Origin of the sequence: Pseudomonas sp. BRG-100, assembly GCF_000737955.1 — a bacterium.
Lineage (GTDB): Bacteria > Pseudomonadota > Gammaproteobacteria > Pseudomonadales > Pseudomonadaceae > Aquipseudomonas > Aquipseudomonas synxantha_A.
The window spans coordinates 6,002,791-6,017,042 of sequence record NZ_JPRX01000001.1 but is presented as its reverse complement, the minus strand read 5'-3'; the positions used below and the strand labels follow the sequence as shown (position 1 = coordinate 6,017,042).

Annotated in this window: 6 protein-coding genes; 3 read left to right on the top strand and 3 right to left on the bottom strand. The window is 57.0% G+C overall.

Annotation, left to right across the window (positions count from 1 at the left end; translation table 11 throughout):
• Window positions 1–354: 354 nt before the first annotated feature.
• Window positions 355–5,220: a dermonecrotic toxin domain-containing protein gene (locus JH25_RS00895; RefSeq protein ID WP_236648097.1), complete on the top strand. Its 4,866-nt coding sequence runs from the start codon at window positions 355–357 to the stop codon at window positions 5,218–5,220.
• A 55-nt stretch (window positions 5,221–5,275) separates the two neighbouring features.
• Here JH25_RS00895 and JH25_RS00900 read toward each other — a convergent pair whose 3' ends face one another.
• Together JH25_RS00900 and JH25_RS00905 are read right to left on the bottom strand one after the other, a co-directional pair.
• Window positions 5,276–7,651: an efflux RND transporter permease subunit gene (locus JH25_RS00900; RefSeq protein ID WP_005787841.1), complete on the bottom strand. Its 2,376-nt coding sequence runs from the start codon at window positions 7,649–7,651 to the stop codon at window positions 5,276–5,278.
• Window positions 7,652–7,667: 16 nt separating this feature from the next.
• Window positions 7,668–8,708 (bottom strand): WD40/YVTN/BNR-like repeat-containing protein, encoded by a 1,041-nt coding sequence (locus JH25_RS00905; RefSeq protein WP_103734985.1) that lies wholly within the window; start codon window positions 8,706–8,708, stop codon window positions 7,668–7,670.
• 297 nt (window positions 8,709–9,005) lie between these two features.
• Here JH25_RS00905 and JH25_RS00910 point away from each other — a divergent pair, with 297 nt between their 5' ends.
• Window positions 9,006–10,121: a Gfo/Idh/MocA family protein gene (locus JH25_RS00910; RefSeq protein WP_032880819.1), complete on the top strand. Its 1,116-nt coding sequence runs from the start codon at window positions 9,006–9,008 to the stop codon at window positions 10,119–10,121.
• 379 nt (window positions 10,122–10,500) lie between these two features.
• Window positions 10,501–12,501 carry a M10 family metallopeptidase C-terminal domain-containing protein gene (locus JH25_RS00915; RefSeq protein WP_032880817.1) on the top strand — a complete coding sequence of 667 codons (2,001 nt, stop codon included), beginning with the start codon at window positions 10,501–10,503 and terminating at the stop codon, window positions 12,499–12,501.
• 26 nt (window positions 12,502–12,527) lie between these two features.
• Here JH25_RS00915 and JH25_RS00920 read toward each other — a convergent pair whose 3' ends face one another.
• Complete coding sequence (locus JH25_RS00920) at window positions 12,528–14,231, bottom strand: AMP-binding protein (protein ID WP_032880816.1); 1,704 nt, start codon at window positions 14,229–14,231, stop codon at window positions 12,528–12,530.
• Window positions 14,232–14,252: the final 21 nt, after the last annotated feature.

Below are 14,252 nucleotides of genomic sequence, written 5' to 3'. Positions count from 1 at the left end.
TGATTACTCATTGTTCATTTGACGGTTAAGCACCGGTCGTTAATTTTCGCTCGCCTGTTCGCTTTAGGCGTTCAGGGTCAAATCGCTACGCCGAGCAAGATCTCAACGACAAGGAAGCTACACGATGATCCATGGAAACCACCCTTCACGACTTTCCGACTACACCTTGAGCCCCGTACCGCTCCCCCCGTTACCCACAAGTCGGGGAAAGTGCTCGAAATACCCCCTGGCAGCCACTCCGAGGCGTCGCTCCAAACGGACCACGATCAATCACTGCGCAGATCCCGGCGCGATACCAGCGTCCATTACGAAACATCGCCGGGGTCGTCATCGCTCAGATCCGGCTTGAGCTTTGTGCCGCTAAGCCCAACGCCGGCCGCTACGGTCTCAACGCCGCAGCCCGCTGCCGACATCACAGCCAATACGGTTGCACACCAGTTCGCTGGCCGGCCCACGTTGCGCTCAGTGGTGTCGAACCTGCTCAGCGACGCCATCAAAAACCTGTATCCCACCCTGGCGTTTGACCCTCGATACACAGCGTTGGCCGAACCCATTTCCAACAATCCCCCCCAGTACTGCTTGACCCCTTTGCTGGACGTAGCACTCAAGCACCTGACCCGCGACGGCGAGCTGGACTTTACCGATAAACACTCACTGGCCTGCACGCTGATTGATCAAGCCACGGGCCATATGCTCAAACCGGGGCCCTTGGCGGGAGCGCTGGTGCCGGGCATCGATATGCAAGCCATCGAATTGATCATCCGCAGCCTGCGAACCACTCTCAAAAGCGGTTTCGAACAAGCGCTGGTTCGCCACTTCAACGGCAACGCCTATAACACCCAGGACATCCCCAACCTTGAGACAAACCGTTGGCTATGGCTGAGCGACACACTCAGGGACACCCTGCGAACCGCCGCATTGAAACAACCCGGGCTCACCGACACGCAACGCGAGACTCTCGATCAGCTCGCCACCTACCCGGATCAAGTGCACCGCCAAGCCGCAAAAGGCAACGCAGCGGCCAAGGTATTTATCCTCGACACCACCGTAAGCCATGGCGCCAGCAATTCAGCTCAACTGAGCCCGGATCTGTTGATCACACGAGAAGTCGACGGCCGTACGCAAGTGCTGCATACAACCCCCGCTGGAGTCGTCACACCGTATGAATCATTGCAAGCATTCGGCGAAGCCTGGGGGAGAAACCTGGAGAAAGTGTTTGTTTTCGACAGCCTGAATTGGAAGCGCCAGGAAATCGATACAAACATTTTTGATACACAAGCGGCGCTCATCCTCAATGCCATGGTGGAAAACGTCGCATCCATTGAGCTCCCAACGTCGGGCACGCCTGATCAACTGGAGCAGGCCTTCTTCCGTGCAAGCGACCCGAGCCCCTGGTTCACCGGAGCCTATGCTGCAAATGCGGCCGAGCTTGGGCGGCTGCGCGATAATTTGCCAGGCTGGCTCAAAAACGCCAGCGAAGCAGATCGTGACACTTACCGGCGTCACTCGTTGGCACTGGCCAGCAGCGTACAACGTAACAACGGCCGGACGTTTCTCGACGGCATTCCCGATATCCGCACCTACGCCCAGCAGCAACTGGACGAGCAATTGTCCGGTAAGGGCTACACGGCAAAGGATGTGGAGGTGGTGTTCAAGGTCGCCGTGGGTAATCTGGGCAGCGGCTACATCGAGCGGGTGAAGATGAGCCTGGTGGATATGGCTCTGAACAATCTCGCCGGCTTGCCCAAGGGCGAGATGGAAGTCCATCTGCGTGGGCAACCGGTCAGCGATCCGCAAATGCCGCAGATGCTCAAGAACCTGATCAGCAGCGTGGATATCGGTCGCCACTACCCACAACTGCTCAATCGCGAACTGCTCAGCGAGACCCAGCAATCCCGGGACCGGGCAGCGCGTTTTGTCGAGCAGGTACCGATCCAGCTCGCCATGCAGGCGCTGGAGCTCAAGCTCAAGGGCGAAGCCAGCATGAGCGCCCAGGGTTACCGCTTTATTGAAGCACTCACCCAGCCCGGTGCGGGCAGCAAACAGGTGGACGGACAGGAGATTACCGTGCGCCCCCTGGCATTTGTGCGCAAACCAGGGGCAACGCCAGACGTTGTCGACAACATGTTCATCATCGAACCAGTGGCCGGCACCAGCGGCCCACATATTCTCTATCGTGCGCAACTGAAGCCCGCGTTGCTGGAGTTTGCAAGCCGCGACGCGCTGCTGGAAGCCATCCGCCAGCCGGGTGCGTTGCAAGACAGCGTGCTGGCCTGGTTGAAGGATGACAAGGTCAGAGCGGTGTATGGCAATGGCGGTTTTCGCACCCCCAATATTGCACGCTTCACCGTATTCAATGAGTTCGACCCACCCACCACGCCCAAGCCCACCACCCTCGCCGTCGACGGCTATGCTGAGGCCACCACGCTACGCCAGGACCAGCTCAACGGTGGTCTGTTCACGCATTGGTTCCGATCCAACGCCAACAGCCTCGTCACCCTGGCGGAAGGCCAATCCACCTCCGACGCTGAAAGCCGCTGGGCCTCGCACAAGGAACTCGGTTGGCTGCTGTTCAACACGTTGCTGCCGGTATTGCGCGGGCCGGGGGCTATGGCGGGCTGGTTACTGCAATTGGCCAACAGCGAAGAGGACATCAAGCGGCTCTCCACACCAAGCGACCCGGACCCGACTTCGGCGGTGATCGACCTGCTGATCAATTTGGGCATGACGCTGACCCATGCTCCGACCGGCGAACCTGGCAAACCAGCGCAGTCCTTTGAACACTTCGAGCAGGACGCCCATTCCGACAGCCGCGGTCCGCGCCCTCGCGACAGCAATCAGCCGATAGTTCGCCAGGCTGTGATCCGTCAGGACCCGACACCTCCCTCCTCCGGCAATTTTGGCGACAACGGTATGGCCATCGATATCCGCTTATCCAGCCCGCGTGGATTGACGCCAAGCCTGCTTGCACACATAGACTCGTTCAAAGTAACGGCTCCGACCGCCCCTGGATTGCCCATCGCCGAAGGCATCAAAAAAGGTCTGTACCAAGTGAACGATAAGCTGTATGCCAACATCGACAATCACTGGTATCGCGTAGCGACCGACCTGGATGGCCCGTACGTTATTGATGAACAGAACAAGGCACGTACGGCACCGCCAATACAACGCGATGCCCAGGGTCGTTGGCATTTTGACGTGGCACCCAAGCTCAAGGGAGGCATGCCAAAAAACGAGAGCCCGCAGGATATGGTCAAAAAAAACCTGCTAGCGCAGAAGCAAGCAAAGGCGAACTTTCAGCGCAGCACGCGGGAATTGACCAAAGTGGTAGAAGCCCATACAAGCGCACTCAAAGAAATCCAAACCAGCCTCTCCGACTACGAGACCGCTCGAAAAAAACTCAAGACGCTTCGCAACCTATCCAGGAGTGAGGGTTCGGCACAGCGATTTCTTGCGCCCTATCTAGAACAGTACGAGGCCTCCGAGCGGCTCAAGAGCAACCTGGACCAGCAACTTCAGGCGCTCAAGCCGCTGACACAAACCCTAAAGGTGGCTGGCGAAAAAGCCATTGAAATCATTGCACCCAAAAAATTCGGCGGGGTCGACGACCTGTCCAAATTCAAAGAGGACCGCTCAGAGGTGTACGAAAAAGTCCTGCACGCCCTGACTGAAATAGATGACGTTTACACGAAGCTGGCCAACGACGCCCGCCACGTTGGAGTGAACGGCGCCTCGCTGGAGGAGTTGATACGGCAGTCCAATAACGACTCCGAGATCGCTTACGATGAATTGATGGAAGTGTCCGAAATGGCCTATCACGCTACTGAAAACCTATTGGCGTCGAAGCAGGCGGTCAGTGACACATTTGATCAGTGGAAGAACGACTCCCCCTTCGGTAATAAAAAAGCCGAGGAGTACATCAAAGAGCGTTACACCTCCCCTCCCGCCGCCAGAATACTGACATCAAAACTGAATAGGATGTCGTTCCTCAAATTACTAACCACGACATGGTCTGCCCGCAGCGCAGGGGCAACTGACCACCTGCAGATGAAGCGTTTCCTGGCAGAATCCCTGAAAACCGAAATAGTCGCTTTTAATGATCTGCACCAATACACCGGCTACACCTTGAGCGAACGCAATGCCGCGCTGACTACCATTATCACTAAATACAAACAGGTATTGAGCGACAGCCTCCTTATGCAGGAGGAGCACCCAGAGCTCTTTCGGGCGCAATACCACCAGCGTTTCACCGAGGTACTCAATAAGCTCATCGCCGAAGCGGAAGCCGAGTTGGTCCAGGTCGTCGAAGAAGAGCAGTTTCTAATTCCAAAAGCGCCCCCACGCAGCGACCAACGGGCCAAACCGAGTAATCAACGCGTATTCAAGACTGAAGACAATGAGACCTTGATCGGCACCCTGCGCGCTCCGGAACCGGGCCAGACCTTTGACATTGTCGATGTGATAGACCCACAAAGCGGCCAACCCGTGGCGAGTTACAGCGAACACGCGAATGATCGTGGGTGGGTGAAGATCATCCGTGGGCAGCCCACACCTCCCCGCCTTGCCTCCCCCCCGAGGTCCCTGGCGAACTATAAGAGCGAGGCACAAAAGCTGATGAGTGACGCGGCGAAAGAGGAGCAGTCAATTCTTTTCCAGAAACGCAAACTTAACGATCCGGCGCGGCGCGATACTGTTACCCCCAAGGATTGGAACGATATGCTAGAACCGCTGGCCAATAAACTCAGGGAGACAGCGGATCAAGCCGAAGCCAGCCATAGAGCCAGACCGGAAACCGCCGACTTAGTTGCACAATGGAGGGCCGCCGCAGATGAGCTGCTGCAAAAGGCCCGTCAACACGCCGCAGACGGCTTTCTGGTTCAGCCGCCGACAGCGGAAAATGTCGACTTCTTGTGGACCCATCGCTTTGTCGATATCAACCTGGTAAAGCGGGACTTCCAATTAAAGCCAAACGACTTTCTCACCGAGTACCAAGTTCGCAAAAAAGGCGAAGTCGAACCGTTGTGGTATGCCCACTTCCACTATCCGCAGAAAGGCTGGAAGCGAGCCGACCACAACGCTGCGCATCTGAAAATCCCATCCCAACGCTACAAGACCCAAAAGGACTTGATTAGAGAAGCAGGAAACAATGGCGTCGTGGAGAAAATAACCAAAGCCAGTATTACAGCCCCGCTGGACCAGAAGCTCTTTCTGGAGCTGTGAGGCTGATCAACTGACGCTCTGCAAAAAGCCGCACAGTGCGGCTTTTTGCATTGGCTTAATGCGCAAACAACGAATTGCCCTTCTGCCCCGCCAGTTTCTCAGGCTTGATCAGGAACCGCGCGAGTGCGGGTAGTAGCCACAACGCGCCGAACATGTTCCACAACAACATGAAGGTCAGCATCAAGCCCATGTCGGCCTGGAACTTGATGGCCGAAAAGATCCAGGTACACACACCAATGGCCAGGCACAGACCGGTGAACAGCACAGCTTTACCGGTGGACTTCAACGTCTGGTAGTACGCCTCTTGCAGCGGCAAACCTGCACGCAGGAAACTTTCCAGACGGCTGTAGATGTAGATACCGTAGTCCACGCCAATCCCCACGCCCAGGGCCACCACCGGCAAGGTCGCAACCTTGACGCCAATACCCATGAACGCCATCAGCGCGTTACCCAGCACCGAGGTCAGCACCAGCGGCAGCACAATGCACAAAGTCGCCGCCCAGGACCGGAAGGTGATCATGCACATGGTCGCCACACACAGGTACACCAGGATCAGGATGATCAGTTCCGACTCCTTGATCACTTCGTTGGTGGCGGCTTCGATCCCTGCGTTACCAGCAGCGAGGATGAACTCCAGGCCGTCCTTGTTGTTTTCCTTGGCGAAGTCCTGCACAGCGTGCACCGCACGGTCGAGGGTTTCGGCCTTGTGATCGTTGAGGAACACCAGCACCGGCGCCAGGGAACAGTTGTTGTTGTACAGGCCATCGGCACGGGCGATGGAGTTGTTCAGCACATCGGGGTTACGCGACAGGGTTTCCCATTTCAGGTTGCCCTCGTTCATGCCTTTGATCATTTGTTTGGATACGGTCACCAACGAGATCGCCGACTGCACACCCTCGGTGTTCTGCATCTTCCACATCAACTGGTCGATGGGCGCCATGGCTTCATAGCGCGAGCAGCCTTCGGCACGGGTCTTGACCATCACTACCAGCACGTCGGAGCTGGTGGAGTAGTTGCTGATGATGAAGTTGTTATCTTTGTTGTAGCGCGAGTCCGGGCGCAGTTCCGGTGCGCCTTGGTCGAGATCGCCGATCTTCAGGTTCTGGCTGTACCACAGGCCGCCACCAAAGGCGATCAAGGCCAGGAAAATCGAGACCGGCGCAACTTTCGGGCTGGCGAATTTGGACAGCAGGCGCCAGAACGCATGTTCGCGGTTCGCGTCTTTCTTGCTCTTGGCGATGGCGCGTTTGCTTATCCCTACATAGGAAATCGCTACCGGCAATAGGATCAGGTTGGTGAACACGATCACCGCCACGCCGATCGATGCGCCGATGGCCAGTTCACGGATCACGCCGATATCAATGATCAGCAGGGTAATAAAGCCAACCGCATCCGCGAGAATCGCGATCATCCCCGGCAGGAACAGTTGCCGGAACGTGCGGCGCGCAGCCGTCAGGGCGTTGTCGGCCTCACCGGACTGCAGGGCGATGCCGTTGATCTTCTGTACGCCGTGGGAAATACCGATGGCGAAGATCAGGAACGGTACCAGCATCGAGTAGGGATCCAGCCCGAAACCGGCGGCATGCATCAGGCCCAACTGCCATACCACCGCCACCAATGTGGTGCTCAACACCGCGATGGTGCTGCGCAGGCAGTTGGTGAACCACAACAACAGGACCAAGGTGATGCCAAAGGCCACGCCAAAGAACAGCACCACCATGATCAGGCCGTCGATCAGGTCTCCGACTTTCTTGGCAAAGCCGACAATGTGGATTTTTACATTAGGGTTTTGCGCCTCGAACTTGTTGCGGATCTTGTCCTCAAGCTCGTGGGAAAACTTCTGGTAGTCCAGGGCCAGTAGCTTGCCCTGGTCCTGCGGGTCCGGGTAGGACTCCAGCAACGGGATATCGACAATGCTCGATTTGAAATCGTTAGCCACCAAACGCCCGACCTGGCCGGACTTGAGCACGTTGTTGCGCAGTTGGTCGAGGCTTTGCGGCGAGCCGTTGTAGCTCTGCGGGATCACTTCACCGCCGGCAAAGCCTTCTTCGGTCACTTCGGTCCAGCGCACGCTGGGGCTCCACAGCGACTTGAGGCCCGAACGATCGACGCCGGAGATGTAGAACACCTCGTCATTGATCTGACGCAGAGTCTCCATATAGTCCTTGGTGAAAATATCCCCATCCTTCGCCTCCACCGAAATGCGCACGGTGTTGCCCAGGTTGGCCAGGTCGTTGCGGTGCTCCATCATCTTTTCGATGAAGGGGTGCTTGAGGGGGATCATCTTTTCAAAGCTGGTAGACGGGCGAATCAACGTCGCCTGCCAGAACAGGAAAATACTCACCAGCAGGCAGATGACGATCACCGCCGGGCGATTGTTAAAAATCAGGCGCTCAAGAAAGGTCGCTTTATCGTTGTGATGACTGCTCATGCGTTCCCCGCCCTTCTTATTGTTTTACGAGTTCGGCGCCGGCTGGCGTGGCGACACGAACGCCACCCTGCCCCACCAGAATCAAGTTGCCATTGCCTGCGGCTGTGACTGCCGAGAGTGAAATCCGGTCCGGGCGATTGAACACGCTGAACGTCTGGCCGTCGTCATGGCTGACCACCACGCTGCCACCGTTGCCGACGACGACGATGGCGCCATCATCAAGCAAGGTGGCGCCAGACAGGCCGAACTCAAGCGCACCGCGTGTGGCATTGAGTTCGACCTGTTCCCAGGTGCTGCCGAAATCCGTGGAGCGGTAGAGATTGCCGCGCAAGCCATAAGCCAGCAGGGTCTGCGGCTGCGCCGTACTGATCACGCCAAACAACGAGCCCTCGTAGGGGCCTTCGAGTTTCTCCCAGGTTTGGCCATCGTCGCTGGAGCGGAACATGCTGCCCTGTTCGCCGACGATAAACAGGCCGGCGTCCTTGATCCGGGCGATAGCGTTGAGGTGAAACTGGTCTTCGTTATCGAGGCGGTCACTGACGTCGGCCCAGGTGGTGCCGCCGTCGGTGGTTTCAATCAACGCACCGTAGGCGCCGACGGCCAGTCCGTGCTTGGCATCGTTGAACCACACATCGAGCAACGGCGCTTCACGCTTGAGGTCTTCATATTGCTGGGTCCACGTGGCGCCGCCATCGGAACTGGCAAGAATTTGCGCATCATGGCCGACAGCCCAGCCCTGTTGGTCATCGACGAAAAACACCGCCGTGAGCAGTTGCCGGGTGGGAACTTTGGCTTGGGTCCAGGTGTTGCCCTGGTCATCGGAATACAGGATATGCCCACGATCACCGACCGCCACCAGCCGCTTGCCGGCGTGAACCACATCGATCATCAAGCCTTTGGCGGCCTTGGGGGATTGAATCGCAAATACCGCGGCGGCGGAGGTATCGCTGGCGGCCAGTACGGGCGTAGACAACACCGCACCGGCAAGCAGCGAGAGCGCTGTGGCCAGCAACGCAACCCTGCGTGCGGCGCGTGGGCGGCAAACTACCCAACCCATGACAGGCTCACTCATAGACCTTTCTCCCATTTATTATTTTTAGGTCGGCTTATCTTCCAGGACGTTGAAACCTGCAATCTAGAGCGCCTGGAGTCAGCACGGGCCATCCTATCGGGCTTTGGAATCGTCTGACAATCGGCGCTACGTTATCTTTTGTTAACTGGCGGCGTTTGGCTACGGCTGAATAGGTTCATATCAACTGAAGTGATGAGTGAATTTTTATTCCAACTATTGATATTTGCGAATTTTTATTCCATTAATGCCATCCCTGAAAACAATAATCAAAGGACCACGGCTATGCGTGAACTCGGAATCGGCTTGATCGGCACAGGCTTCATGGGCCGTGCCCACGCGTTAGCGTTCAATAACGCGCGCACAGTGTTCGAGTTGCCGGTACAGCTAAAGCTTGCTGCCCTGGCCGATGCCGACACCGAGCGAGCCCAACGCTGCGCCACGGCCTGGGGGTTTGACCAGGCCCATGGTGATTGGCAGGCGCTGATCGAGGACCCTAAGGTCGATGTCGTGGCCATCACCACCCCCAACCACCTGCACTACCCCATGGCCATGGCCGCGATTGCGGCGGGCAAAGCGGTGTACTGCGAGAAACCCCTGGCCATCAGCCTGGAGCAAGCCGATGCCATGCGCCGTGCAGCCAGCAACGCCGGGGTGGTGACGCGAGTGGGCTACAACTACCAGCACAACCCGATGATCGTGTTGGCGCGCCAGATGCTAGCCCGGGGTGAGCTGGGCCAGATCATCAGCTTCCAGGGTGAGTTCAGCGAAGACTTCATGGCCGATCCGGTCTCGCCGTGGTCGTGGCGTTGCGAAGTGGGACACGCCGGTGGTGCTCTGGCTGACCTGGGCAGCCATTTGCTGTCGATGGCGCGTTACCTGGTCGGCGATGTGGTCAGTGTGTGTGCCGATACCCAGACAGTGCATGCTCAGCGTCCCGCGACCCAAGGCAGCGCTGATTTGAAATCCATCGCCGTGGATGACCAGGTGCACGCCCTGCTGCGCTTCGCCAACGGTGCGCGCGGCACGGTGAGCAGCAGCTGGCTCAAGCACGGCTACAAAAACCACCTGTGCTTTGAGATAAGCGGGACCAAAGGCACCTTGGCGTTCGATCAGGAGCGCTTGAATGAACTGCGCCTGCACCGTGTCGGCCAGGACGGCTTTCAACGCGTCTTGGCAGGCCCTGCGCTGCCCGGCTATGCGGCGTTCAGCCCAGCGGCGGGGCATCAGTTGGGCTACAACGAGTTGAAGACGCTGGAGGTGCAGGAGTTGATCATGGCGCTTGCGGGGCAAGGTGCGGATGGCACGGACTTTGATGCTGCATGGGAGGTGGAGCGGTTGGCGACAGCGATTCGCGTGGCGGCCCTCGAAGAACGTTGGGTCAAGGTCAGCGCACTTTAATCAATCACGGTGCAAATGATCAATCACGTCGCCCTGTCTACGGGCGACGTCACTCATTGTTGTATGTTCTATGCACGCACTCATTGCTTGTTTTCTAAATAACGAAAATATGAGCGCACGAGCCATTCAACGCCCATTCTATCTGACAAGATAACCCTCGCCCTTCGCTTAACTATCTTGGCACCTCCCCCACAAAGTAATTATTCCGACAACACCTAGCACACTAGCAACATGATCACAGTTACCTAACAACACAATCATATATCGAAATACTGTACCCCTAGAGCAGCCTCCCAAAAGCGTCTAACTTACCCCCGCCTTCAACATCAATTGCAAGCATGGCCAGCAACTAATACCCACTTACTCAAGGGTCTCAATCATGTCGTCGATTCGCGCTTACTGCCCGCCCGCAAAATCGTTCTCTGTGACAACCGAAACTTGCAACTTATCCGCTAGCAACTCGCTCTCTTCCGATCCTCCCAATGAAGTTGCTAAAAGTCTCACTCGCAGCAACTATAAAATACAAGATCGCAATGGTGACGGACAACTCACTGTGTCCTATGCATTTACCGAATTCAGCGAGACCAAAAAGAGAGCATTCAGGCAGGCACTTCGGTCTTGGGAAGATGTTATAAAAGTCAATTTTGTCGAAAATGGCAAAAATGCTGACACTCACCTGTCAGTTCGGGAAGTCTCAGGTGGGGGCGGTGACGCTACGTTGCCAAATGCTTACGGCGCTCAGGACGTAAATATCGGAAAAAATGAAGGGGCCGGGCTGCATGCGGCAATGGTCCACGAGATCGGGCACACCTTGGGACTTGAGCATCCGGATCTTGACCTCCCTCAAAGCAGCGACGTCTATAGCACTATGAGTTATAACTTTAGCCTGTTTCGCCCCAATGAAAATAATAAAAACTCGTTCGTATCGGACTCTTCCCAAACCCCGATGATGCACGATATTGCCGGCGCTCATTTGCGATACAAGGCCAACGACGAAACCCGTAAAGGCAATACGACCTACGGTTTCAACTCCAACACAGAGCGCGACCACTACACGTTGACCTCCCCCAACGACTTGCCGTTCTTTTGTGTCTGGGATAACGGCGGTGAAGACACTCTGGATTTTTCCGGTTTCAAAAAAAATCAAAGGATCAACTTGAACGCGGGAACACTCTCGGATGTCGGCGGCCGTGAGGGTAATGTATCAATTGCCAAGGGCGTTGTTATTGAAAATGCCATTGGCGGCTCGGGGCACGATGTGCTGATCGGCAATAACGCCAACAACCGCATGAGGGGAGGTGCTGGCGGCGACACGCTGACCGGTGGAGGTGGCGCAGATACCTTTGTATATAACAGTGTCAGCGACTCACCTGGTGAAAACCCCGATACACTCACAGACTTCACAAGTGGCATCGACAAGATTGACCTGTCAACCATGTTGAAAGATGCGGGCATCCAGAAACCCAAGCTTGTTGACTGGCACACGGGGAAGAAAGGTGAACTGACGCTGGACTACGATGAGAGTATCAAGCGCTACAGGCTGATCATGAATGTAACTGGCGACCCCTATTCCATGCTGGTGATTCTGAGTGAAAAGCCCATAAAGCCCACAGATATTTTGACGAATGCCACCCCAGTGGTGCCACCTGAATCAAAACTTACACGCCCTTCCGTTCCCACTCCGGTACCCACGACGCCACCCCCGGTTACGCCTCCACTTGCGCAATCCACAGCCGCCGACACTGTCTACGGCTTCAACTCCAACACGGGCAAGCCCGAAACCAGCCTTACGTCTCCCACCGACAGGCCCGGTTTCAGCGTGCACGACAAACAAGGCAATGACACGCTGGACTTCTCTGGCTTCGCGCAAAACCAGCGAATCAACCTGACCCCGGATTCACGCTCCAGCGTGGGTGGTTTGACTAACAACGTGCACATCAGCGCCCAAACCCTTATCGAAAACGCGAAAGGCGGCACAGGCAACGATCGTATTACCGGAAACAGTGCGGACAACGTCCTGACTGGAGGTGGCGGAGCCGACATACTGACCGGCAACGGTGGCTCCAACACGTTTACTTATCATGCCGCCGGCGACTCCCCGCGCAACAACGCTGACTTGCTTATGGACTTCACCACAGGCCAAGACAAAATCGACTTGAGCAGCCTGAGCGAAAATTCGCAAGTCCAACTCAACTACGTCAGTCAGTACAGCGGACAACCGGGCGATACCATCCTGACATTCAACCCAAAAACCAATAGGTACTTCCTCGGTGTCGATTTGACGGGAAATGGCAAGACTGATTTCTTGATCAAAAGCATCCGACCGATCCACAGCCAGGATGTCATTGGTCTCAATTTCCCCGACGATGGTTACCTCTGACGATTGGCCAGCCCCGGTAAACCGAGTCAGCGCAATGCGCGCCGCAGTACCTTGCCAACCGTCGTCTTGGGCAGCTCGGTACTGCGGAACTCCACATACCGGGGCACCTTGTACCCCGTCAGGTATTCCCGGCAATGCGCAAGAATCTGCTCCTGGGTCAGGGCCGGATCCTTGCGCACCACGATGATCTTGACCTTCTCCCCACTCACGGCATCTTCCACACCGATCGCCGCCACTTCCGCGACACCCGGGTGCATCGCCACCACGTCCTCGATTTCATTGGGGTACACATTGAAACCCGAGACCAGGATCATGTCCTTCTTGCGGTCCACCAGGCGAATATAGCCGCGCCCGTCCATCACCCCGATATCGCCGGTGGACAGCCAACCGTCGGCATCCAATACCTCAGCAGTTTCCTTGGGCCGCTTCCAGTAGCCCTGCATCACTTGCGGGCCGCGTACTTGCAGCTCGCCTTGCTCGCCGATGTCAGCCAGCTCGCCGTCTTCGCGCATGAAACGCACCCAGGTCGACGGCAACGGCACGCCGATGCTGCCGGTAAATTCCATCTCGCGCATACGCGAAATATCGATAGGGCTGATGCTCACCACGGGCGAACACTCGGTCAGCCCGTAGCCTTCGATGATCGGCAGCCCGGTCACCTCCTTCCAGCGCTTGGCCACCGCGGTGTGGGTGGCCATACCGCCGGCGATCACCAGGCGCAGGTCGGAAAAATCCCGCGAGCAGAATTCCTTGTTCTCCAGCAAGCCATTAAACAGCGTGTTAACCCCGGCAATCCCGTTGAAGCGCTCCTTGCGCAGGATCATCTGCACCCGCTTCACGTCCCGCGGGTTGGCGATGAGGATATTGCGCCCGCCCAGGCACATGAACATCAGGCAATTCACGGTCAGCGAAAAGATGTGGTAAAGCGGCAGCAGGGTCACATTGGTTTCCTGCTTGTGCTGGTCCAGTTGGTCGCCGACCCAGGCCTTGGCTTGCAGCAGGTTGGCAATGATATTGCGATGGCTGAGCATCACGCCCTTGGCATCGCCGGTAGTGCCGCCGGTGTACTGCAGGAAGGCCAGCTCATCGCGATCCAGCGCAACCGGCAAGTGGTGCAGCCCCCTGCCCTGTTCAAGCACCTGCTTGAAGCGCAGCGCACCGGGCAGCTTGAAAGCCGGCACCTGCTTCTGCACGCGGCGCAGGATAAAGTTCATCGCCGCGCCCTTGAAGGTCCCCAGCAAATCACCGATAGCCGCGAGCACCACGCGCTTGACGCTGCTGCCGGCCATGGCTTTTTCCAGGGTGTGGGCGAAGTTCTCGAAGATCACCACGGTTTCGGCGCCGCTGTCCTTGAGCAGGTGCTTGAGTTCATGGGCGGTGTACAACGGGTTGACGTTGACCACCACGGCACCGGCCAGGATCGAGCCCAACAGGCAGATCGGGTATTGCAAGCAGTTGGGCATCATCAGCGCCACGCGGTCGCCCTTTTTTACGCCCTGGCCCTGTAACCAAGCGGCAAAGGCGATGCCCTGAACCCGCCAGTCGGCGTAGGTCATTTCGGTGCCGATGCTGACGTAGGCCACCCGCTCGCTGAATTTTTCCAGATGCTCCAGGAACACTTCACGCAGCGACGGATACTCCTCGATCCCGGCCTCGATATCGGCTGGAACGCCGGGCAGGTAAGTGTTCAACCAGATACGTTCGGTGTGTTCCAGGCTGATAGCGTTCATGGCAGTGTCCTTATTGTTGTT

Bases quoted from the DNA above. Each gene is read 5' to 3' on its own strand.
- JH25_RS00900 (WP_005787841.1), bottom strand. From the start codon at position 7,651: ATGAGCAGTCATCACAACGATAAAGCGACCTTTCTTGAGCGCCTGATT.
- JH25_RS00910 (WP_032880819.1), top strand. From the start codon at position 9,006: ATGCGTGAACTCGGAATCGGCTTGATCGGCACAGGCTTCATGGGCCGT.
- JH25_RS00905 (WP_103734985.1), bottom strand. From the start codon at position 8,708: ATGGGTTGGGTAGTTTGCCGCCCACGCGCCGCACGCAGGGTTGCGTTG.
- JH25_RS00920 (WP_032880816.1), bottom strand. From the start codon at position 14,231: ATGAACGCTATCAGCCTGGAACACACCGAACGTATCTGGTTGAACACT.
- JH25_RS00915 (WP_032880817.1), top strand. From the start codon at position 10,501: ATGTCGTCGATTCGCGCTTACTGCCCGCCCGCAAAATCGTTCTCTGTG.